At 66.9% G+C, this 22,549-nt stretch carries 20 protein-coding genes; 9 read left to right on the top strand and 11 right to left on the bottom strand.

Annotation, left to right across the window (positions count from 1 at the left end):
- Nucleotides 1–9 precede the first annotated feature (9 nt).
- From SLQ33_RS10430 to SLQ33_RS10415, 4 genes are all read right to left on the bottom strand, one after another.
- On the bottom strand, nucleotides 10–1,092 hold the full coding sequence (locus SLQ33_RS10430) for an ABC transporter ATP-binding protein (RefSeq protein ID WP_319453742.1): 1,083 nt from the start codon (nucleotides 1,090–1,092) through the stop codon (nucleotides 10–12).
- 222 nt (nucleotides 1,093–1,314) lie between these two features.
- Complete coding sequence (gene rplL, locus SLQ33_RS10425) at nucleotides 1,315–1,701, bottom strand: 50S ribosomal protein L7/L12 (RefSeq protein ID WP_319453741.1); 387 nt, start codon at nucleotides 1,699–1,701, stop codon at nucleotides 1,315–1,317.
- A gap of 46 nt (nucleotides 1,702–1,747) precedes the next feature.
- Nucleotides 1,748–2,380, bottom strand: a complete 633-nt coding sequence (gene rplJ / locus SLQ33_RS10420) for a 50S ribosomal protein L10 (protein WP_319453740.1) — start codon at nucleotides 2,378–2,380, stop codon at nucleotides 1,748–1,750.
- A 282-nt stretch (nucleotides 2,381–2,662) separates the two neighbouring features.
- On the bottom strand, nucleotides 2,663–3,091 hold the full coding sequence (locus tag SLQ33_RS10415; protein ID WP_319453739.1) for an anthrone oxygenase family protein: 429 nt from the start codon (nucleotides 3,089–3,091) through the stop codon (nucleotides 2,663–2,665).
- Between the two features lie 57 nt (nucleotides 3,092–3,148).
- Between SLQ33_RS10415 and SLQ33_RS10410 the strand changes: the two genes are divergently transcribed.
- Nucleotides 3,149–3,574 (top strand): helix-turn-helix domain-containing protein, encoded by a 426-nt coding sequence (locus SLQ33_RS10410; RefSeq protein WP_319453738.1) that lies wholly within the window; start codon nucleotides 3,149–3,151, stop codon nucleotides 3,572–3,574.
- Here the strand turns inward: SLQ33_RS10410 and SLQ33_RS10405 are convergent.
- From SLQ33_RS10405 to SLQ33_RS10385, 5 genes are read right to left on the bottom strand one after another with little or no spacing between them, the layout of a single operon-like run.
- Nucleotides 3,507–4,415: an NAD(P)-dependent oxidoreductase gene (locus SLQ33_RS10405; RefSeq protein ID WP_319453737.1), complete on the bottom strand. Its 909-nt coding sequence runs from the start codon at nucleotides 4,413–4,415 to the stop codon at nucleotides 3,507–3,509. The two genes, SLQ33_RS10410 and SLQ33_RS10405, sit on opposite strands and share 68 nt — an antisense overlap.
- 11 nt (nucleotides 4,416–4,426) lie before the next feature.
- The gene (locus tag SLQ33_RS10400) at nucleotides 4,427–5,374 is read right to left on the bottom strand and encodes an ROK family protein (RefSeq protein WP_319453736.1); all 948 of its coding nucleotides are present in this window, start codon (nucleotides 5,372–5,374) and stop codon (nucleotides 4,427–4,429) included.
- Nucleotides 5,374–5,988, bottom strand: coding sequence for a malonyl CoA-ACP transacylase (locus SLQ33_RS10395; RefSeq protein ID WP_319453735.1), 615 nt, complete (start codon nucleotides 5,986–5,988; stop codon nucleotides 5,374–5,376). Before SLQ33_RS10395 ends, SLQ33_RS10400 begins: the two co-directional genes overlap by 1 nt.
- A complete protein-coding gene (locus SLQ33_RS10390) occupies nucleotides 5,985–10,130 on the bottom strand; it encodes an NEW3 domain-containing protein (protein ID WP_319453734.1) in 4,146 nt (1,381 codons plus the stop codon). Before SLQ33_RS10390 ends, SLQ33_RS10395 begins: the two co-directional genes overlap by 4 nt.
- 43 nt (nucleotides 10,131–10,173) lie before the next feature.
- Nucleotides 10,174–11,127, bottom strand: a complete 954-nt coding sequence (locus tag SLQ33_RS10385; RefSeq protein ID WP_319453733.1) for a YafY family protein — start codon at nucleotides 11,125–11,127, stop codon at nucleotides 10,174–10,176.
- 61 nt (nucleotides 11,128–11,188) lie between these two features.
- On the opposite strand from SLQ33_RS10385, the gene SLQ33_RS10380 reads away from it, so the two are divergent.
- From SLQ33_RS10380 to SLQ33_RS10370, 3 genes are read left to right on the top strand one after another with little or no spacing between them, the layout of a single operon-like run.
- Nucleotides 11,189–11,737: a DinB family protein gene (locus SLQ33_RS10380; RefSeq protein ID WP_319453732.1), complete on the top strand. Its 549-nt coding sequence runs from the start codon at nucleotides 11,189–11,191 to the stop codon at nucleotides 11,735–11,737.
- 3 nt (nucleotides 11,738–11,740) lie between these two features.
- Nucleotides 11,741–12,349, top strand: coding sequence for a DinB family protein (locus SLQ33_RS10375; RefSeq protein WP_319453731.1), 609 nt, complete (start codon nucleotides 11,741–11,743; stop codon nucleotides 12,347–12,349).
- 34 nt (nucleotides 12,350–12,383) lie between these two features.
- A complete protein-coding gene (locus tag SLQ33_RS10370) occupies nucleotides 12,384–13,307 on the top strand; it encodes an alpha/beta hydrolase (RefSeq protein ID WP_319453730.1) in 924 nt (307 codons plus the stop codon).
- Here the strand turns inward: SLQ33_RS10370 and SLQ33_RS10365 are convergent.
- Nucleotides 13,304–13,906: a TetR/AcrR family transcriptional regulator gene (locus SLQ33_RS10365; protein WP_319453729.1), complete on the bottom strand. Its 603-nt coding sequence runs from the start codon at nucleotides 13,904–13,906 to the stop codon at nucleotides 13,304–13,306. The genes SLQ33_RS10370 and SLQ33_RS10365 overlap by 4 nt on opposite strands.
- Before the next feature lie 156 nt (nucleotides 13,907–14,062).
- Between SLQ33_RS10365 and SLQ33_RS10360 the strand changes: the two genes are divergently transcribed.
- From SLQ33_RS10360 to SLQ33_RS10340, 5 genes are all read left to right on the top strand, one after another.
- A complete protein-coding gene (locus SLQ33_RS10360) occupies nucleotides 14,063–15,409 on the top strand; it encodes an AarF/ABC1/UbiB kinase family protein (protein ID WP_319453728.1) in 1,347 nt (448 codons plus the stop codon).
- Between the two features lie 41 nt (nucleotides 15,410–15,450).
- Complete coding sequence (locus tag SLQ33_RS10355) at nucleotides 15,451–16,353, top strand: alpha/beta hydrolase (protein WP_319453727.1); 903 nt, start codon at nucleotides 15,451–15,453, stop codon at nucleotides 16,351–16,353.
- A gap of 136 nt (nucleotides 16,354–16,489) precedes the next feature.
- The gene (locus SLQ33_RS10350; protein ID WP_319453726.1) at nucleotides 16,490–17,368 is read left to right on the top strand and encodes a cyclopropane mycolic acid synthase family methyltransferase; all 879 of its coding nucleotides are present in this window, start codon (nucleotides 16,490–16,492) and stop codon (nucleotides 17,366–17,368) included.
- Nucleotides 17,369–17,493: 125 nt separating this feature from the next.
- Nucleotides 17,494–18,369 carry a cyclopropane mycolic acid synthase family methyltransferase gene (locus tag SLQ33_RS10345; protein WP_319453725.1) on the top strand — a complete coding sequence of 292 codons (876 nt, stop codon included), beginning with the start codon at nucleotides 17,494–17,496 and terminating at the stop codon, nucleotides 18,367–18,369.
- 143 nt (nucleotides 18,370–18,512) lie between these two features.
- A complete protein-coding gene (locus SLQ33_RS10340) occupies nucleotides 18,513–19,409 on the top strand; it encodes a cyclopropane mycolic acid synthase family methyltransferase (RefSeq protein ID WP_319453724.1) in 897 nt (298 codons plus the stop codon).
- Nucleotides 19,410–19,473: 64 nt separating this feature from the next.
- On the opposite strand, the gene SLQ33_RS10335 is transcribed toward SLQ33_RS10340, so the two are convergent.
- Nucleotides 19,474–21,090, bottom strand: a complete 1,617-nt coding sequence (locus tag SLQ33_RS10335; protein WP_319453723.1) for a PE-PPE domain-containing protein — start codon at nucleotides 21,088–21,090, stop codon at nucleotides 19,474–19,476.
- Nucleotides 21,091–22,549 lie beyond the last annotated feature (1,459 nt).

The raw sequence follows: 22,549 nt of genomic DNA, 5'->3' as shown, positions 1-22,549 counted from the left end.
ACCTGGCTGCTATCCCTCGCGGGAGACCGGGATCGACGCGGTGGGCGCCTCGTCGTCGCCGCGGTGGCGTGCGGTCGGTGCGTCGACGCCGAGCTCGTGGGTGGCGTACTTGTGGGTGCCCTCGAGGTCGTCGCGGATGGCTTCTTGGGCGGCCGGGGGCAGGGTGTGCATGATCTCGCGCACCCGAGCCTTGCGACGGTTCACGGCTTGGCGCTCCGGCATACCCGGGGTGGCCTGGATCTGCGGTGGCACGCCTTCGATCTCGTCGACGCCACCATCGTGGTGACCGGCATCGGCGAGCGCCTGCTCCTCGGCCATCGTGCCTTCGTCCTTCTCCTCGGACATGCCGATGGGGCCGAGGCGGCGGCCGTTGAGGAACTGCTTGACCACCGGCTCATCACTTGTGAGGAGGACTTCACGCGGGCCGAACATCACCAGGTGCTTGCGGAACAGCATGCCCATGTTGTCGGGCACCGTGCGGGCGATGTTGATGTTGTGCGTGACGATGAGGATGGTGCAGTCGATCTGGGCGTTGATGTCGATCAACAGCTGCGACAGGTAGGCGGTACGGACCGGGTCAAGACCGGAGTCGGGCTCGTCGCAGAGGATGATCTGCGGGTCGAGCACCAGCGAGCGGGCCAGCCCGGCGCGCTTGCGCATACCGCCCGAGATCTCGCCGGGGAACTTGGTCTCGTCACCGGTCAGACCGACCAGGTCGAGCTTCTCCATCACGATTTGGCGGATCTCGGATTCCTTCTTCTTCGTGTGCTCACGAAGCGGGAACGCGGTGTTGTCATACAGGCTCATGGACCCGAACAGGGCGCCGTCCTGGAACATCACGCCGAACAGCGTGCGGATCTCGTAGAGCTCCTTGGCCGAGCACTCGATGATGTTGGTGCCATCGACGATGATCTTGCCGCGCTCGGGGCGCAGCAGGCCGATCAGCGACTTCAGGAACACCGACTTACCGGTACCCGACGGGCCCAGCAGCACGCTGACCTCGCCCGCGGGGATGTCGAAGGTGACATCTTCCCAAATTCGCTGAGACCCGAAGGACTTCGTCAGTCCCTCAACCTGAATGCCGATACCCACGCGCGATCCTTCCGCCAAGACTGCCTTCAGCCACACGCCACCCACCTGTGGCTTGAGTCACTGTAGCGCACTCCTCGTGGAGCTACGTCCTTTGTGCCGTTCCGTGACATCGCCGCAGGATGGGCGACGAAATTTGCTCGATTTGCGCTCCATCGACCACGTTTCGGTGGCTTCAGACACGAAAGGGCCCCCGGGATCGCCGGGGGCCCTTCGCGGGTGAAACTACTTGACGGTGACCGTCGCGCCGGCCTCTTCGAGCTTGGCCTTGGCGGCGTCGGCAGCCTCCTTGTTGACCTTCTCGAGCAGCGGCTTGGGAGCGCTGTCGACGAGGTCCTTGGCCTCCTTGAGGCCCAAGCCGGAGACGATCTCGCGGACGACCTTGATGACGCCGATCTTCTTCTCGCCTGCGCCCTCGAGGATGACGTCGAACTCCGACTGCTCCTCGGCGGCCTCGGCAGCTGCGGGCGCGGCGCCTGCGGCGGCAACGGCGACCGGGGCGGCCGCGGTGACGTCGAAGGTCTCCTCGAACGCCTTGACGAACTCCGAGAGCTCCAACAGGGTCAGTTCCTTGAACGCGTCGAGCAGGTCTTCGGTGCTGAGCTTGGCCATTGTGTGGTCCTTCCTTACTTACTTGCTTGGTGGGATTGGGTGGTGCTTATTCGGCGGTTGCCGGTGCTTCTGTTTCTGCCTCGGCGGGTGCCGGTGCTTCTGCTTCGACTTCGGCAGGTGCCGGTGCGTCAGCGACGGCGGGCGCCGGTGCCTCGGCGGGCGCTTCTGCGGCCCGCTTCTCCTGCAGCGCGAAGACGAGTCGGGCGACCTGCGATGCCGGGGCCGCAAACAGTGCCGCGGCCTGGCTGGTCTTGGCCTTCATCGCTCCGGCCAGCTTGGCCAGCAGCACCTCGCGCGACTCGAGGTCCGCGATGCGGTTGACCTCGTCCACGGACAGCGCTTTGCCGTCCATGTAGCCGCCCTTGATGACCAACGCCTTGTGATCCTTGGCGAAGGTCTTGATCGCCTTGGCGGCGTCGACCGGCTCGCCCTTGATGAACGCGATCGCAGTCGGTCCGACGAACAGTTCGTCGAGGCCTTCGATACCGGCCTCGCTGGCGGCCCGCTTGACCAAGGTGTTCTTGGCGACGGAGTAGGTGGCGGAGCCAGTGAGCGAGCGTCGAAGCTCGGCCAGGTTGGCGACCGTCAGCCCGCGATATTCGGTGACGACGGTGGCCGTCGCCTCCTTGAACTGTTCGGCGATGTCAGCGACCGCGGTGGCTTTGTCAGCCTTGGCCATGCATGCCTCCTCGTGGATGGTTTCGGGTGTTCCGCGAAGACCAGGACACTTGAGGGGCCGGAAACGACGAACGCCCCGACACAGACAGGTCGGGGCGCGCAAAGATGCAACTACCTCGTCCTCCTGCGTGGGCCGCCCGGGTTGATCCGGGACCTTCAACCGATTGCTCGGTGACCGACGGTCTTCGGTGGAACCCAGCAAGGATAGCCGAGCTGTACCCCATCAGCCAAAACGCGTCCCGCCCGATGCGATTTCGGCGCGTCTTCAGTCGCTGAGCGACCGCTAGCGCGCCGAAATCGCGAGGAGGGCGAAGATGACGGCCAGGATCGCTACGCGGAGCCAGTGGTAGCGGTCCCACCGTCCGGTCAGGGTCCGGTCGACGTCCGCGTCCGTCGTCCAGCGTGCGACGCGATTGTTGATCGGCACCAGCACCGAGACGGTGAGCACGACCACGGCCACCATCAAGGCGACTGCGGTGGTGACGAGCCCGGCGCGTGACGTGATCGCCACTGCGACGAGGGCGGCCAGCGACCCGAGGTACCAGAACGGCATGAGCAGTCCGAGCCACCTGCTCCCACCGCTGCGGACGATCCGGAAGCCGCTGTCCGGCAGCTTGGCGGCCAGCGGGTTGACGACCGCGGCGACTCCCAACTCGATGCCCACCAGTGGTCCGGTGATGATCAGCGCGACGATCGTGAGAACTCGTTCCATGTCATCGACCCTGGTGGGTATGCTGACAGAAAACAAGGTACTGACAAATTTGGCAGCATGGTGGAGGTATTCATGGCGGTGTCGAAGAAGGGCATCAGCGACTGCCCGATCGATACGGCGCTGACCGTGATCGACGGTCGGTGGAAGGGCACCATCATGTGGCGGCTGCTCGACGGACCGATGCGCACCGCCGAGTTGCGGCGCAGCATCCCCGACATCACCGAACGCATGCTGATCCGCCATCTGCGGGAAATGGTCGACGACGGCATCCTGGATCGCCACGACGCGCAGACCGTGCCGCCGTGCGTGCACTACTCGATCTCGGAGTACGGCACGACGCTCGCCCCCGTGCTCGCGAGCCTCTGCGACTGGGGCCGGAAACACATGGAGCGCAAGGCCGTTCGCCACGGGCCCGTCAACCGTCGCGCACCGTCGCTCGGTAACCCTCCCGCGCGCTCGGATACAGCGGCCGCCAGCCGGTAGCTTCCGAGAACCGCCGGTTGCTCGCCCGCACCGACCGGGTGAGCGACGTCAGTCGGTCGCCGAGCAGGTAGCCGAGGCGGCCGGGGACTCGCAGCCACAGCCGGGTGGCGGCGGCGGCGGCCACCGCCTGCGCATAGCCGGACTTCGTCAACGGTTCGTCGTCGACGACGTTGTAGGTGCCGCCCGGGGCGACGAGACCCGAGACCACGGCGGCGCCCGCATCGGCGAGGTGGATCGACGACAGGTAGGAGTCCCTTCGGCCCGGCATGAAGCCGACGTGCCTGCGGGCCATGGAGAGAAACTCGTCGCTCTGCACTGACCCCGGCCCGTAGAACAGCCCGAACCGCAGCACGGTCGCTATACCTCCCGACTCGGCAAAGCGACGGGCACTCGCCTCGGCGGCATGGTTCCCACGCGCGATCGGATAGCGGTCGACGGGAGCGTCCTCGTCGAGCCACGCGCTGCCACCGTCGGCGTAGATCATCACCACGGATTCCTGGAGCACGCGCGGCACGTGCGCGGTGATGGCCGCGTCGACGACCGCGGCGGATCCCGCTGTGCGCAACCGTTCACACGGCGCCCAGGCGGACACCCGCATCGCCGACTTGGTCGGCGGAAGCGCGGTCGCCAGGTTCAGCACGGCGTCGTGGCCGGCGAAGGCGGCGGTCAACCCGTCGCGGTCGAAGATCGACACGTCGGTCGGCGTCGCTCCGTGGGCCCGTATCTCGTCGGCCTTGGCGCGCGATCGCGCGAGCGCGACCACCTGGTGCCCTTCGCCGACGAGCGCCGGCAGTGCGTGGCGGCCGATCGCTCCGGTCCCGCCGGTGACGAAGATGCGCATCGAGTTCCGTTTTACGCCGACATCGCGAGTTTGGCAGCGCCGACGAGGCCGGCGTCACCTCCGAGCGTCGCCGGGACGACGCTGATGTCGCGGATGAAACTCAGTCCGGCATACGACGCGAGCGCCTCGCGGAGCGGATCGAACAGCAGCGCACCGGACTTCGCGACCCCGCCGCCGATCACCACCAGGTCCAGATCGCACACCGCCGCCACCGAAGCGATCGTCGCCGCGACGGCCGTCGCACCCCTTCGAAACGCGCGCAGCGCGACGGCATCCCCACGGCCAGCCGCGTCGGCGAGCTCCTTCGCGTCGGCCTCGGGCGGTGCGGCCCAGCCGTGGTCGCGCGCCCACTGGGCAAGGTGCGGACCGGACGCGACGGTCTCGACACAACCGTGGCCGCCGCAGGTGCACGGACCACCGTCGGGGTCGACGACGACGTGCCCGACGTGTCCTGCGTTGCCGGTGCGTCCGTCGTATGGCGCGCCATCGAGCACCAGCCCTCCCCCGATGCCGGTCGAAACCACCATGCCGAGCAGGAACTGCGCGTCGCGGGCGGCGCCGCGCCACTGTTCGCCGAGCGCCATGCAGAGCCCGTCGCCGCCCAGCCGAACGTCGCGTCCGGTCAGCCCCGCAACGCGTTCGACGATCGGAAACCGTTGCCAGGCAGCGATGTTGATGGGGCTCACGGTTCCCTCGCGCAGGTCGATCGGCCCGGCGGATGCGATCCCGACGCCCGCCACGTGACCGCCCGCGATCCGGGTCGCGGCGGTGATCAACTGCTTCGCCACCGCCCACACCGCCTCCGCGTCGCCGTCCGGAGTGGGCAACTGGTCACGGTGCACCAGCGTCCCGTCGGCGTCGACGATCCCGACGGCGATCTTCGTCCCGCCGACGTCGAGCGCGAGCAGCGGGGGGGTTCGGCGGGCAGGAGCGGAGCGACCGGGGGTAGATGTAGCCATCAGTGGCGGTGGGTGTTGTCGGGCTGGCGAGGATCGCCGGGATGTTCGTAGCCGGGCGCCAATTCGACGAGCTCGGCGCACCGGGCGTCGAGCCAGCCGCGGAAGGCCCGGCGCCGCGCGGCCGCGAGCAAGTGTTCCGCGATCACCGGACGCACGTCGGCGAGCGCGACGCCATCCGCGGGACGACGCCAGCTACCCGCGGCGGGCGCGGGCGGCGCGAATCGACCAGGGTTGCGGGCGTGGTAGTCCGCGACGTCGGCATCAGAGACGACCAAGGACGCGGTGACGTGGACGAACAGCGCGCGGGCCAGTGGCTGGTCGAGCACCGACGCCGCGACGCTGCCGAGCTCCATGCGGGCGACGTTGTCGGGCAACAGGTCCCGTTCGCTTGGCGCCCCGTCGGGTATCAAGCCAAGGGTTTCCGCCTGCATCGCCACGACCCGTTCGGTGACCATCAGTTGGGTGATCCAGCGCCGGAGTTGACGCCCCTCGCTGGTTCCAGCGCGTGGCAGGGCACTCGCCAATCGCGTTGCCCGCAGCCGGTCTTCGCGGACGTCGACCTCGTCGACGCGCAGCGGACGTCCCGCGACGGTGGCCACCACGTCGGCGCTCATCGGACAGTCACTCGGACCGCGGGCGAGTAGACCAGTTCACCCGCGCAGCCAACCCTGACGAGTGCCCACCACTCGCCGGGCTCCACCCACTTGGGTGGTGCGACGTCGAACCCGATGACGAGCGTGCTGCGGGCGCGAACGTCGGCGCCGACGACGCCTGCGCCCATCCACTCCCACGTGCCCCACGGGGTGATGAGGTGTGCCTCGAGCGAGAGGTCCGCGTGGGTGTCGTTGGCCACGGTCACGGCGAGTGTCGCCCGCGCTCCGGCGGCGACGTCGACGGGCTCGGGACCGCTCACCAGCCGAAGCACGCCGTCGTCGGTCGCGCCGACGGACACCATGCACACGTCCTCGACCGTCTGCCGCCACGACGCGGGGACGGACGCGCCTCCGGTCACGGCGAGCTCGGCGCGCACCGGATAGAGCCCAGGACGCGTGCCCGGTGGCATCGCGAGCGCGACGTTGGTCTCGAGGAACTCCCCTGGCGGGAGCACGAAGGGCAGCTCGTCGGTGTTCACCGTCCAGCCGGGCGGGCACGTCAGCCGCACCTTGCCATGGAGCGGCACGTCACCGTCACTGACCGCGGTGAGTTGAAGTTCCACGGGCGCACCGGGTTCGACCGCGAGCTGATGCGGATGCAGGTGAGCCACTGCGGGCAGGCCACCCAGCGGCGCGGGCCCACGGTTGTGCAGCCAGTACCTCGCATACAGCGGCTGCGCGGGTTCGGCGTCGGGGGCCAGCGTCACGTGGTCGGCGTCGAGCACCCGCGGCAGGTTCAGCTGTGCACGCACCGTGGCGATCTCGTATCCGTGCAACGTCAGAATGTCGGAGCCGGGGCCGACGGGTTGTTCGAGCAGGTCGAGCCGCTCGGTGCTCGACACGGTCCGCAACCCCGAGCGGATGGTGACGTCGGTTGTGCGGCCGAGGGTTTCGACGAGGCGCACTGCGACGCCTTCGGTGGGGTCGACGTGGTCGGCGCCGCCGCGTGCGGTTGGGTTGCCGAGCGCCTTGAGCGCGCCGAGCGCCACGCCACGCGCCGGCTCGAGTTCGAGCAGCGCACCCCACGCTGGCAGTCCACCCGAATCGGGGTCGTGGTGCGCGGCGACGGGAAGCAGCGGCTGGCCGAACTCCGCACTGCGCGCGGGCATGTCGGTTGTCCGCCAGTCACCGTCGCTCGCCGCGAGTGCATAGTCGAAGGCGTGGGTCCAGTGCTGCAGCTGGAAGTTCGAGCCGTCGGGGGCGGTGCGTCGCGGCGGGTCGATCCAGGTTCCCGACGGCCAGCCGGTGCACGACCTCATCAGCGACGTATGCAGGGTGCCGTCGGCGTCGACGGCGAATCCGGGCACGCCGCGGTTGAACACCGCGACGGTCCTGTCCTCGAACGCCTCGACGTGCGCGGGCAGCGCTTGATCGACCTCGATCACTGCGTCGCCGAGGTCGTCGACGAGCGCCGCCACGGCCGCCTCGAGCCCGTCGGCCGCGTCGACGACGAGCACCGGAAGCTTGTGTAAGCCGCGCAGGTCGGCGCCGGGCAGCCACACGTCTGCCAGTGGCGCGGCCGCCGGAATCCACACGCGCTCCGTACCTTTGGCATCACGGCCGAGCACCGCGGCGCTGAACGCGTTGTCCGCGGGGCCCCCGAGCGAGATCCGCACGTCGGGCAGGTTCGAGTCGACGGCCAGGTCGCCGTAGCGCGCCTTGTCCGCCGTGGTGCACGTGGCCGTGACGCCCGCGCGGGCCAGCGCCACCATCACGTCGCGGGCCAGCGCGTCCGCCTCGCCGCCGGGGGACACCACCTCGGCGACCGATATCGCACGGACGCCGACGTCGCCGTCCCTGGCGACGCGGATGCGCACCATCGAGGACAGCCCGAACCACCCGTGAGCCGGGTTGTCCAGCGTGTAGGGGAACTTCGCGCTGTCGACGGCCTTGCTCGCGCCGGCGCGGTGCATCAGGCCGAACCCGCGGCCGATCACGGCGTCGCCGACCTCGCTGACGGGCATCGCGCCGGGCACCGAGCACGGCCAGCGCAGCCGGAGCAGCCTGTCCTCACCGGTGAAACCGTCGATCGTGGTGCGGCAGTCCACGCGGTCGATGCCGTGCCACAGCGTGAGCGTCTGCGTGTAGCTCAGCAGCCCGCGCATCCGGCCGTGCACGACGATGCGCTCCCCCAACGAGTTTCGGTATGCCTGAACCGATTTCGCCGGTGTCTTGGCCGAACTCGTCACGGGCCCCTTGGGCAGCAGGTGCCACGGGCCCTCACCGGCCTTGGGATGGGCTGGGTACTCGGTGTAGACGGCCAACTCGTTGCCGACGCGGCCGGTCGCGATGATCTGCCGCTGCCCGGCGATCAGCGAGCTCACACCGCCGCCACGCTGCTGGTCGACACTCAGCCGGTAGTGCTCGTTCGCGATCTCGTGCCCAGCCACCGGCACCCACCCGGTGCCAGGGTCGCCGTCGGCGAACCGGTACGCCCGCCACCCCAGCGACGGGACGTCACATGCCAGCCAGCTGACGGAGTGCCCGTCGTGTTCGACGAGCGTGGGCACCTCGGCGCCGTCCGCGTCGAGCACCACGCCAGCGAACGGCTCGTCGAGACGCACGGTGACGACATCGGTTCGGTTGTGCGCCAACGGATTCCATACGACGATCGAGGCGTCGACGGCGGTCGACAACAACGAAAGCGCGTTGTCCCGTGCCGTCCGGCCCAGTTCCCACGCGTCGCGCCAGCTGGTCAGCACGTCGAGGTACACCTGGTCGGACTCGGAGCCGGTGATGGCGTCGTGGTGCGCACCGTACGCCAGCTGCACCCACGCCTTGGCCAGCGCCGCCTCGGGGTAGGTCGCGCCGGCCAACAGGCCCGCGAAGACGGCGAACCGCTCGGCCTCCAGCACCGCGTGCTCGGCGGCGCGGTTGGCCTGCTTGGTGTCGATGTAGGAGACGTCCTTGCCCGTGTAGATCGGGTTCATGTCGCGGGTCTGCGGCGACGGGACCGCGCCGCGCTCGTCGAGCTCGGCCCGCACGGCGGCAAAGAACTCGCTCGGGACGGCGCAGACGAAACGGGGCCAGGTGTAGCGGGCGCCCCAGTCGCGGTGAATCTCGGTGACCCACTTGTTCGGTGGCGTGTAGTCGGTGCCGACCGGAAGCAACACGTTGCGGGTCAGCGCGACCTTCTTCAGCCCGCTGAACAGCTCGTAGGTAGCCCGTTCGGCCTCCTCGAGCGACGCCGACGAGTCCATCCACCACCCTGCCGCGTAGTGCGCGGGCATGTAGTGCGTCAGCAGGCCGCGGCCCGACGGGGCCATCCACTCGAACTCGCTGGCGAACTGCATGCGCTCGGGATCGCCGCCGTCGGCCATCGGACCCCACTGGTGGTGCGGACCGCGCGCCCACGAGCTCGACGTCAGCCCGGCGTCGGCCGCCATGCCGGGGAATTGGGGATCGTGGCCGAACACGTCGAGCTGCCATGCGGTGGCCGGAGTGGCGCCCATGACGTCGCGCTGAAAACCGATGCCGTGCACGAAGTTCCGGATCGCCGTCTCCGGGGAGGTGAGGTTGGTGTTTGGTTCGTTGTAGGTGCCGCCCATCACCTCGATGCGGCCCTGGGCCATCATGGCTCGCAGGTCGGCGCGGTCCTCGGGGTGCGTGTCCCAGTACGGCTTGAGGTAGTCGACCTCGGCGAGCACGAACTTGTACTCCGGTTCGCGCCTGGCCATTTCGAGGTGCGCGCTGACGAGCTCGAAGCTGTTGGTCTGCCTGCAACGCCCTGGCGGATCCTCGGTCCACACGCTCGTGTACGCGGCTTGGGTGTTCCACCACACGGGGTCGTAGTGGAAGTGGCTGACCATGAACATCGTCCAGCCGGACTCGGCGACGACGAAGTCGAACGGCTCAGTGCTGCGACCCGCGATGACGCGTGCGGGCCTGCGCTCACCGACTTTTGCCTCGGCCACGCGAACCGGCACCTCGACCGTGCGGCCGCGCGGCGTCGCAAGCACGTCACCTACCGTTTCGAGGCCCGGCCCCTCGATGCGGACCGGCGTGGGCCCGGTGCACATCCGGTACGCCACCCGCACGAGTTGAAGCGGTGCGTCGGCCGGGCCGGTGAACAACTCCGTCGACTCCGCGGAGGTGACGTGCATTCCGTCACAGTACTGCGCGCTCATCCTCGCAAGCCGGAGAAACTCAGCCGGCGGCCCGGCTCAACCGTTCGGCGACGTTCCGCACCGCCTCGATCACCTCGGGCGGCTCGAGCACCTCGAACGCACAGCCCGGCATCGCCAACCATGGCACCATCCCTTCGGGATCGTCCGCGCCAACGGTGACGATGCATGCGTCGTCGCCATCGGGTTGGATGTCGACGGACGAGACCGAAAATGTCTGCGCGACAACCGCTTCAGGTGCGTGGTACCGCACGCGCGCCACGTACCGGTACGGCGAGCTGGTGATCGCGCGCCGGACGTAGCTGGCCGCATCGGGGGCCTCGCGCGGCAGGAACGTGCTGCCGAGCGCACGCACGTCGGACATGCGGTCGAGACGCAGGCTGCGCCAGTCCTCGCGGTCCCGGTCGTAGGTCAGCAGATACCAGCGCCTGCCCGTCGTGACCAACTGATAGGGCTCGAGTCGGCGTTCGGTCGCGTTGCCCGCGCGGTCGACGTAGCTCGCCGTGACGTGTTCGTGGTCCCGACTCGCCCGCGCGAGCGTCATCAGCACATCGGGCTCCACCTGCGTTTCTGGCTGCCCGGACGTCAGGGTGACGGTCGCGTCGTGCACCGCCGAGACCTGCGCTCTCAGCCGGGAAGGCATCACCTGGTCAAGCTTGGACAGGGCCCGCAAGGCCGACTCGCCCACTCCCGCGACGCTGCCGCCCGCCCCCACCCGCAGGCAGACCGCCATGGCGACGGCCTCGTCGGGGTCGAGCAGCAGCGGCGGCATCGCAGCGCCCGCGCCGAGTTGGTAGCCCCCGCCGTGGCCCTTGCTGGCGAGCACGGGATACCCGAGCTCGCGCAGCCGATCGACGTCGCGACGCACGCTGCGGCCGGTCACGCCGAGGCGTTCCGCGAGTTCCTCCCCCGACCACACCCGGCGGGACTGCAGCAGCCCCAGAAGTTGCAGCACGCGACTCGTCGTTTCGGACATGTCCACAGTCTGACGCAGTCTTAGGACAGACACTGTCCTATATGCCTGTCAGGGTGGATCCATGACCAACCGACTGGCCCCCCAACTGGCCGAACAGCTCGACTTTCACTGGCGGTTGCAACTGCGCCCACGCCTGGAGGGGCTCACCGACGACGAGTACTTCTGGGCGCCCGTACCCGACTGCTGGACGGTTCATCCCGACGGCGGCGTCGACTTCGCCTATCCAGCGCCGGAGCCCGCGCCGTTCACCACGATCGCGTGGCGCCTGGCGCACGTCATCGTCGGCGTGCTGGCGGTGCGCAACCACTCGCACTTCGGCGGGCCGCCCGCCGACTACCAATCCTGGGCGTACGCGACCGGCGCCGACACCGCGTTGAAGCAACTCGACGACGCGTACCGGACTTGGAACGATGGGGTGCTCGCGCTCGACGACGCCGCGCTGGCGCAGCCGTGCGGACCAGCCGAGGGCCCGTACGCTGCCGAATCGATGATGACGCTCGTCCTGCACATCAACCGCGAGATGATTCACCACGGAGCCGAAATCGCTTTGCTCCGTGACCTATACACCCATACAAACAAGTACACCCACACCAACAAGAAGGAGAACTGAATCATGGCCGCCATGCCCCCACCCGTCGCCGACGAACGCGCCGGGCTGAAGGAGTACGTCGCCGCACAGCAGTACGCATTCCATGCGATCGCGTTCGGGCTCACCGACGAGCAGGCGCGGTCCAGGCCGTCGGTCAGCGCGATGTCGATCGGCGGGCTGATCAAGCACGTCACGTTCTGCCAGCAGGGCTGGATGGAACGCGTGGCGGCTGCACCCGAACTGACCGAGGCGGACAAGCGCCCGATGGATGCCCAGTCCGCGGACTACGAGGACGAGTTCGTCATGCGTGAGGACGAGACGCTGGCGGAGATTCTGGCCAAGTTCGACGCGCAGAACGCCGAGACCATCCGGCTGATCGAGACGTCGGACCTCTCTGCGGCGGTGCCGATTCCGCAGCAGGTTCCATGGTTTCCGAAGGACGTGCCGGCGTGGTCGGTGCGATGGGTCGTGTTCCACATCATCGAGGAGCTCGCCCGGCACGCCGGTCAGGGCGACATCATCAGGGAGAGCATCGACGGCGCGACGCTGTACGAACTGCTGGCCGGGCTGGAGAACTGGGACGCGACGCCGTGGCTGACGCCGTGGGGCAAGGAACCCGTCGCGACGCAGTGATCGTTCGCCGTCCCGCTCACGGTACAAAGGGTTGATGCAGACCCGGAGCGGGACGGCGCCCTGCGGCGACGCCTCGTCGCACGTCGAGCTCTTCTACGAGGACCTCGGCGACGCGGCCGACCCCGCAGTGCTGCTGATCATGGGCGTCGGTGCGCAACTTCCGATGTGGCCCAACGGCTTCTGTGAGCAACTCGTCGAGCGCGGGCTGCGGGTGATCCGGTTCGACCACCGCGACATCGGCCTGTCCACCAAGATGCACGGGCAGCGGGCCCGTGGCTCGGTCGTCCCGCGGGTGATGCGCTATCTGGTCGGGCGGACGAGCTCGGTTCCGTACACGCTGGTCGACCTGGCCGCCGATGCCAAGGGGCTGCTGGATCACCTGGGCATCGAGCGTGCGCACGTCGTGGGGGCGTCGATGGGCGGCATGATCGCGCAGATCCTCGCGGGCGAGCACCCCGAGCGCGTCGCGTCGCTTGGCCTGCTGATGACGAGCTCGGGCAAGCCGTTCTCGTCGATCCCGAGGTGGCGGGTGATCAAGCTGGCGTTCGATCCGCCAGCCCGTGATGCCCCGCGCGAACACCGGGTGGCCACCGAGGTCCGCAACATCGCGGTGATCAACGGCCCCAACTTCCTGCCCACCGACGAGCAACTGCGTCAACGCGTCGAAGAGCTCAGCGCCCGTAGCCACTATCCACAGGGCGGGCTGCGCCAGTTCGACGCGATCCTGGGCACTGGCAGCCTGCTGCGGTTCACCCGACGCATCAGCTCGCCGACGGTCGTCATCCACGGCTCGGCGGACCCGATGATGCGAATCCGCAACGGGCGCAACCTCGCCCGCATCATCGACGGGGCGCGCTTCGTGGTGGTCGACGGAATGGGCCACGACCTGCCCGCGCCGGTGTGGCGTCCCGTCGTGGACGCGCTGGTGGAGAACTTCGGGAATGCACGGCCTGACTAGGCGCGGATCAGTACCCGCTTGACCGTGTAGTCGGTCACCGCTTCGACGTCGGTGCCGAGGGTCCCGAGCAGCCACTGAGACACCAGCTCGGCCATCGCGCCCGTGAACAACGCTGCGGCGACCTTGGCCGCGATCGTGTCGGTGTCGGCGTCGAGTCGCGAGTCCTCGCGTATCACCAACCGGTAGAGCACTTCCTGCGTCGCCCACCGGCGCTCGGTAAGCACCGAGTTCGCGCGGGCGTCGGTGAACAGCAGCTGTCCGCGGCGCGGTTCCTCCGAGGAGAACACCAACAACTCGCGTATGCCCGCCCTGATTCTCGCGTGCCGATCGTCACCCGCGGCCGCCATCGCGGCGCTCACGGCATTGCCTAGCTGCATCACCACGTGGTCGTACACCGCGCCGAGAAGTTCGTCGGTGCCGGCGAAGCTCTCGTAGAAGTATCGCGAGTTGAGTTCGGACTCCCGGCACACCGATCGCACGGTCACGGCGAACTCGCCGCCCTCACCGAACAGAGCGAAGGCGGCCTTGACCAACAGTGCGCGCCGTTCCGTGCGACGGTCGGTCAGCGGGACGCCTGCCCACCTGGTCGGACTGGACACCCGGGACACCCTACGCGATCGGTACAAGAAACTGGTCACGGCCGTGTCCACCTAGGGGTTGACAACAACCGTTGCCAAAAGTACCAGGTAGTTGCTTCGTGTGACGTGGTCCACACGAATTGTTCGCGTTTGCCCAGCATTTGAGACACTGCAGGGATGACTACGACTAAGCACCGCGAGGTGGCCAAGCTGGACCGGGTGCCGTTGCCGGTCGAGGCCGCACGCATCGGGGCGACGGGGTGGCAGGTCACCCGCACCGGGGCACGGGTCGTCTCAAACCTGATCGGCCGCGGTTCGTTGCAGCACAAGATCGTCAAACAGCTTCCCCAGACGTTCGCCGACCTCGGTCCCACCTACGTCAAGTTGGGCCAGATCATCGCGTCGAGCCCCGGCGCGTTCGGCGAGCCGATGAGCCGGGAGTTCCGCAGCCTGCTCGACCGAGTTCCGCCCGCAGACACCAACGAAGTGCACAAGCTGTTCAAGCAGGAGCTCGGCGACGACCCGGCCAACCTGTTCAAGTCGTTCGACGAGGAACCGTTCGCGTCGGCGTCCATCGCGCAGGTGCACTACGCCACGCTGCACTCAGGCGAAGACGTGGTCGTCAAGATTCAACGGCCGGGCATCCGCCGCCGGGTGGCCGCCGATCTGCAGATCCTCAAACGCGGTGCGCAGCTGGTGGAGTTGGCCAAGCTGGGCCGACGGTTGTCGGCGCAGGACGTCGTCGCCGACTTCGCCGACAACCTCGCCGAGGAGCTCGACTTCCGGCTCGAGGCGCAGTCGATGGACGCGTGGGTCTCGCACATGCACGCGTCGCCGCTGGGCACGAACATCCGTGTCCCGCAGGTCTATTGGGACCTGACCAGTCAGCGGGTACTGACGATGGAACGCATCCAAGGCGTCCGCATCGACGACGTCGCCGCGGTGCGCAAGGCGGGCTTCGACGGCACGGAGCTGGTGAAGGCGTTGCTGTTCAGCCTGTTCGAGGGCGGACTGCGCCACGGCCTGTTCCACGGCGACCTGCACGCGGGCAATCTGTACGTCGACACCGATGGCAAGATCGTGTTCTTCGACTTCGGCATCATGGGCCGCATCGACCCGCGCACGCGCTGGCTGCTGCGCGAGCTGGTGTATGCGCTTCTGGTCAAGAAGGACCACGCCGCCGCAGGCAAGATCGTCGTGCTGATGGGCGCGGTCGGCAACGTGAAACCCGAGGGCGAGGCGGCCAGGGATCTTGAGGCGTTTGCCAATCCGCTCACGACGAAGTCGTTGGGCGACCTCGGCTACGCCGAGATCGGCAAGCAGCTATCAGCCCTCGCCGACGCCTACGACGTCAAGCTGCCCCGCGAGTTGGTGCTCATCGGCAAGCAGTTCCTCTACGTCGAGCGCTACATGAAGCTGCTGGCGCCGAAGTGGCAGATGATGAGCGACCCCGCGCTGACCGGGTACTTCGCCAACTTCATGGTCGAGGTCGGCCGCGAACATTCGGACGAGCTCGACACCTGACCGGGCGGGCATCAAGCCGCCGGCATCACTTGGAGGTTGCCATGGACGTCCGCACGGGGACCGCACGCTCGGGGGACTTGGACATCTACTACGAGGACATGGGCGACCCGAACGACCCCGCGGTCCTGTTGATCATGGGGCTCGGCGCGCAATTGTTGTTGTGGCGCATGGGGTTCTGCGAGCGACTGGTGAATCAGGGGCTGCGGGTCATCCGTTACGACAACCGCGACGTTGGGCTCTCCAGCAAGGTCGACGGACGCCACACCGGCGCGCCCCTGCTCCCCCGCATGGTTCGTTCCTACCTCGGCAAGCCCAGCGCGGCGGTCTACACGCTCGAGCACATGGCCGACGACGCCGCGGCGCTGCTGGACCACCTCCACGTCGACAAGGCGCACGTCGTCGGCGGCTCGATGGGCGGCATGATCGCGCAGATCTTCGCAGCCCGCTATCAGCACCGCACCAAGACGCTTGGCGTGATCTTCTCGAGCAACAACCAGCCACTACTGCGGCCACCCGGGCCCAAGCAGTTGCGCGCCGTCACCTCCCGGCCCGCGGACACGTCGCGCGACGGCGTCATCGCCAACGCGGTGCGCGTCAGCAGGATCATCGGTAGCCCCGGCTATCCGGCACCCGAGGAGCGGATCCTGGCCGACGCCGTCGAGGGCTACGAGCGGGCGTACTACCCGGCCGGGGTGGCCAGGCACTTCAGCGCGATCATGGGGACCGGGAGCCTGCTCGACTACGACAAGCAGATCACCGCCCCGACCGTGGTGATCCACGGCCGCGCCGACAAGCTCATGCGGCCGTCGGGTGGACGGGCCATCGCGAAGGCGATCCGCCGGTCCCGCCTGGTGCTCTTCGACGGGATGGGCCACGACCTGCCGGAGCCGCTGTGGGACGACATCGTCGGCGAATTGAAGACCACGTTTGCTGAAGTTCCGTGACTTGACCAACGCAGTGCCAACCGTCACTCAATTCGGCTCGAGGTGCACTTCGGCGTAGAGTCGCCAGCGAGCGCATCAGGGGGCTTGACGAGTCATTGGCGATTCAGCCGAGCCGCTGATCTCCAGAGAGGCGCCCATGTCAAACACGTCACGCAAACCGACTTTGACTCCGCATTTCGAAGACGTCCAGGCACATTACGACCTTTCCGACGAGTTCTTCCGCCTGTTCCTCGACCCCACGCAGACCTACAGCTGCGCGTACTTCGAGCGCGACGACATGTCGCTCGAGGAGGCGCAGCTCGCCAAGATCGACCTCGCGCTGGGCAAGCTCGGCCTCGAATCCGGCATGACGTTGCTGGACATCGGCTGCGGGTGGGGTTCGACGATGATGCGGGCCGTCGAGCGCTACGACGTCAACGTCATCGGCCTCACGCTTAGCGAGAACCAGAAGGCCCATGTCGAGCGGCTGTTCGCCGCATCGGACAACCCACGGGACAAGCGCGTCCTGCTGCAGGGTTGGGAGCAGTTCGACGAGCCCGTCGACCGCATCGTGTCGATCGGCGCGTTCGAACACTTCGGCTTCGACCGCTACGAAGACTTCTTTGCGATGGCCTACCGGGTGATGCCCCGCGACGGCGTCATGCTGCTGCACACCATTACGGCACTGTTGTTGACACAGATGACCGAGCGCGGCATGCCACTCACCTTCGACGTGGCCCGCTTCGTGAAATTCATCATCACCGAGATCTTCCCGGGTGGGCGGTTGCCGTCGATCGAGAAGGTCGAGGAGTACGCCGTCCCCGCCGGCTTCACGCTGACGCGGACGCAGTCCCTGCAGGCGCACTACGCACGCACCCTGGACACTTGGGCCGCCGCCCTGGAGTCCCGCAAGGACGAGGCCATCGCCATCCAGTCGCAAGAGGTCTACGACCGGTACATGCACTACCTCACGGGTTGTGCGCGGGGCTTCCGGATCGGCTACATCGACGTCCACCAGTTCACGCTGACCAAGTAACCAATTGGGTCGGGCCAGTACCGCGCGCGTACATTCGGCACTACACGTCGGCCTTTAAATCGGTTCCTCTCTAGCCCCCCGGAGGTGTCGGCGCACCGCGCACCACCCGGAAAGCAGGGACATCCATGGCCGACCTCACTCCTCACTTCGAGGACGTGCAGTCGCACTACGACCTGTCGGACGACTTCTACCGACTGTTCCTTGATCCGACGCAGACCTACAGCTGCGCCTTCTTCGAACGCGACGACATGAGCCTCGAAGAGGCACAGTTCGCCAAGATGGACCTGGCGTTGGACAAGCTCGGCCTCGAACCCGGCATGACACTGCTCGACATCGGTTGCGGTTGGGGCGCCACGATGATGAGAGCCCTCGAGCGCTACGACGTCAACGTCGTCGGGCTCACGCTGTCCGAGAACCAGTACGCGCACGTCGAGAAGGTCTTCGCCGCCTCGGACAGCCCCCGGGACAAGCGGGTCCTGCTCAAGGGGTGGGAGCAGTTCGACGAGCCCGTCGACCGCATCGTGTCGATCGGCGCGTTCGAGCACTTCGGCTTCGACCGCTATGGCGACTTCTTCAAGATGGCCCATCGGGTGCTTCCCGACGACGGCGTGATGCTGCTGCACACGATCTGCGGCATGTCGATGGAGTACGCCAGGGCGAACGGCATCCCGCTGACCATGGAGCTCATCCGCTTCGTGAAGTTCATCATGACGGAGATCTTTCCGGGCGGTCAGCTGTGCACGACCGAAATGGTCGGTGAGCTCGCAGGGGCGGCCGGCTTCACGTTGACCCGCACGCAGTCACTCAGGCCGCATTACGCCAGGACGTTGCGGATCTGGGCGGACGCACTCGAAGCCAACCGGGATGCTGCGATCGCGGTGCAGTCCGAGGAGATCTACGACCGCTACATGCACTACCTGCGCGGGTGCGGACGGCTCTTCGAGATGAGCCAGGCGGACATCAATCAGTTCACGCTGACCAAGGCTGACACGCCGAATTAGGGCCGAACACCGGCGAAACGTTAGGGTGTACGGCAAGTTGCGCACGACGTGAGCCCATGCCACGTAGGGTGCGGTCACACTCAAGTTGAATACGTGATCGGCTGCCCCAAAGCTGTCGCAAGGAAAGGCCACTCAGAGAAGACATGTCTGACAACTCCACCGGCACCAAGGACCTGACGCCGCACTTCGAAGACATTCAGGCGCACTACGACCTGTCCGACGACTTCTTCGGCGTGTTCCAGGACCCCACGCGCAAGTACAGCTGCGCGTACTTCACCGGGCCGAACGTCACCCTGTCCGAGGCGCAGATCGCCAACGTCGACCAGCACCTCGACAGGCTGCAGCTCAAGCCCGGCATGACCCTGCTCGAGGTCGGTTGCGGCTGGGGCCTCACGCTGCGGCGCGCAATGGAGAAGTACGACGTCAACGTCATCGGCCTGACGCTGAGCAAGAACCAACAGGCCTACTGCGAACAGCTGCTGAGCAAGGTGGACAGCAAGCGCACGTTCGACGTGCGGCTGGAGGGCTGGGAGCAGTTCCACTCCCCCGTCGACCGGATCGTGTCGATCGAGGCCTTCGAGCACTTCGGCAGGGACCGTTGGGACGACTTCTTCAAGTCCTGCTACGACATCCTGCCCGACGACGGCCGGATGACGATCCAGAGCAGCGTCGGCTATCACCCATACGACCTCGCCGACAAGGGCAAGAAGCTGACCTTCGAGCTGGCCCGGTTCGTCAAGTTCATGATCACCGAGATCTTCCCTGGGGGCCGCGTGCCGACCACCCAGATGATGATCGACCACGGCGAGAAGGCCGGCTTCACGGTGCCCGAGGCGATGTCGCTGCGCAATCACTACATCAAGACGCTGGGCATCTGGGCCAGCCGGCTGGAAGCCGCCAAGGCCGAGGCGATCGCGGCCACCGACGAGGAGAACTACAACCGGTACATGAAGTATCTGACCGGCTGCCAGTACTACTTCATCGACGAGACCATCGACGTCAGCCTCGTCACCTACCTGAAGCCAGGCGCAGCCGCCTGACACGCCAGACGACGAAACGCCCCGGCGCTCCTTGGAGTGCCGGGGCGTTTCGCTTGGTGACGGGTTAGGCAGCGGCCTTCTGGGTGTCGGCGCTGTCTGCCTTCTTCTCGGACTCGTCCTTCTTGGGCTCTTCCTTCTTCGGCTCGTCGGCCTTCTTGGCCTCGTCCTTGGCTTCGTCCTTGGTGGTCTCGTCCTTGGTGGTCTCGTCCTTCTTCGGCTCGTCGGCCTTCTTCTCGTCGACGGCCGTCGCCTCGGCGGGCTTGCTGGGCTCCGCAGCGGCCGGCTCCTCCGTCTTCGTCACCGCGGGCTCGGCAGGCGTCGACGGCGCCTCGCTAGCCGCGGGTTCCGCCACCTTGGCGGCCGGCGCGGCCTCGGGTTCGGACTTCTCGACCAACGACAGCGCCGTCACCTTCGACGACGACGGCTCCTCGACCGGCACGGCGGCCGCCTGCGGGGCGAGCGAGCGGCCGGCGAGCAGCGGCGTGGGCGTCGGCGTGGTGGTCGCAGGGGCGAGCATCATCGACCCGCCGCCCAGATCACCGAGGAAGGCCTGAACTCCCTGGCCCGCCGCGGCGACGAGGTTGAGCCCGACGCCGAACCAGTTCTGGATCGGGTTGAACGGCAGGATCGACAGCGGCGTCGGCACGCTCGGGTCGCCGCTGTAGTCGTAGCCGAGGTCGGCCAGCACCCGGTACACGGGCGAGGCCAGGTCGACGAACGGCTTTACGAGCGGTAGGAGTGCAGCGGGGGTCGACGACAGGATCAGGTCCGCGATGGGCAGCGTCAACGCGGGGATGGTGATGTAGGTGTTGCCGTCAGAGTCATAACGGCAGTTCCCCGGGTTCGCCGAGCAGTCGAGCGCGTCGGCGAGGGTTTCATCGGTGTAGCCGTAGGGCAGCGTGTCCGTCGGGCCGTTGCCATTGGGCGACAAGTAGTAGCCGTGCACAGTCTCGAACGCGGCGATGGCGTTCAACATCGCGAACGGGTTGCCCCAGTACAGCGGGGCGTCGGCGACGGGGTCGAAGTGGAAGGCAGTGCTCGTGTAGTTGACCCCGGTGCCGGGCGTCATCGGAGGCGTGAAGCTGATGTCGAGGAAGGGGATGAAGCCGAAGCCGGCGAGGCGTGGCCACAGCCCGCCGGCGGGGGTCTGGATGCCACCGATGGTGACGATCTGCAGCCGCGCCTTGTCCGCGTCGGACAGTCCGGCGATGTGCTCCGCGAGCGAGTTGGCCACCACTGCGCCGCCCTGCGAGTAGCCGAAGACGACGACGTCTTGGCCGGGTTTGTCGGGATCGTTGAGCGCCGCGTCGATCGCCGCGTTCAGCGCGGTGGTGCCCTGGCCTACGGACTCGTCCCACTTGTCGCAGCCGTCAGGCCCCGAGCGGCACCAGCTCGGGAAGATGATCAGCGGGAAGAACGATGCGGGGTAGTTGATTCCCTGCAGGTTCGCGTCGGGACAGGCCGCCCCGGTCGGGCCGCACGCCGTCGTGGTCAGGTAGCGGTCGCGCGCCTGCTCCATGTAGTTGTCGACGATGTTGGCGTTGGGCGTGCCGGTACCGGGCACGATCAGCGCGGTGGCGCCGAATGCGAGCGCGGCCGAAAGGGCCGACGCGATGCCGAGCGCGACGGTTCCGAGAAACGAGATGAGGACGAGGACTAGCGCCTTTGCTGTCTTACGCATGCGTCAACGATCACATAGCGATCCACATCGCGAAGGCAGAACTACGAACACATTTGTGGCGGCCATACCCGCCGTACTTCACACTCGCGCGGGATCGCGACAGGTCGTCAACCGCGTCCGACGGGGTCCCGTCGCTGCTCCGCGATGTCTTGCGCAGTGTGTAGCGAGTCGCCTTCCCGGCATTGGCAGTCGTGACAGGCAGGTCGGCCCGCCACAGAAGAGTACTGACGGCTTTGGAATGGCAAAGAGACGGGAATGTGACCCGTCTCGGCGCAGTGGTCCAGAACATCCAATACGGCGCTTCCGCGTAGCCAGCGACGTTTGCCTCCCCATCCGCAGTTGCAGTGCCCGCGATGGTTGAGCCAGGACGCCTGCAGGGATGCGTAGGGTTCGCTCTCCATGATTTGCCGAGTATATCGGGCGCAATGGCAGTGCGTAAGGTACGTAGCCCAGAAACTGGTCACATCTGCGCAAACAGCACGGTCGGTGATCAGAAACTTATTCGCTAACTTTGCATGTGCTAGTTACGCCATCGTCAATATCGAGTGACCCATCGGCCGCGGCGAAGCCGTGCGACCAACGACACCTCATGAATGACCGGGCCAGCCATTCAATCGGAAGCCCGTTTGGACGAACAGGCGAAAAGCCACCGCACCGCGGAATTCAGCAAACTTTTGAAAAGGCCGCCGCTGCCGAATCGATTAGTCAAGCGAACGGCTGTGGAGTCCGGCGCCTTTGCGAACGAAAACAAGTCTTCGGGATATACCACCAGCTACTTGACCAGACACATGTTCGACGAGAATCGTTGGGGCACAACAGATCACAAATTAGAATTACGTCGGAAACACGTCGGACATACAGACTTTGATGTCGCCGAGAATCGTCCGGAATCGGCGAAAGTACTATTGACAAGCTGTGAGGAGTCTGAGATGCTGGCAGCTACTTCACATGGGCCTAGTCTGGTGCCAAGTTGGTAGGGGGGGAAATGGCTACTATCGCCACGAAATTTCAAACCGGTGCTGCTGCGTGCGCTATCGCGGCTGCTGCAATCCTGACGCCGGCAGTGGCGCAAGCGGAACCAGCTGGGGCCGTCGGCCTTGGCTCGACCGTGTCGTCACCAACGTGTACCCCGGTCGGTTCGCCTGGTTGCCCTACCAGTAGCTCGCCATCCGCTTCTGGCTCGTCATCTACCACTCTCGCGCCATTCGCTGCGGCCGCGCCCAGCATGACTTTGCTCAGCCCGTCTGGCACGATCCTTCAGAATCGGCTGTGGTGGTTCGGTACCCCTAACCCGACTCCCCCGACGCAAACCACGGTCTTCCAGTTTTATCCGTTGGCCCTGATCCCCGGTTTCCTTCAACCGCTCTTCGGCTGGTTTAGTGCCATCAATTTCGAAGCGTGCATCGGAGGCCTGACTTTGCGGATCGGGCCCTATGGCACCGTGTCGGGTTCATACAGC

This window comes from Mycobacterium sp. RTGN6, assembly GCF_033804605.1.
GTDB lineage: Bacteria > Actinomycetota > Actinomycetes > Mycobacteriales > Mycobacteriaceae > Mycobacterium.
The sequence above is the reverse complement of the archived record's forward strand: the minus strand, read 5'-3'. Positions and strand labels throughout refer to the sequence as shown.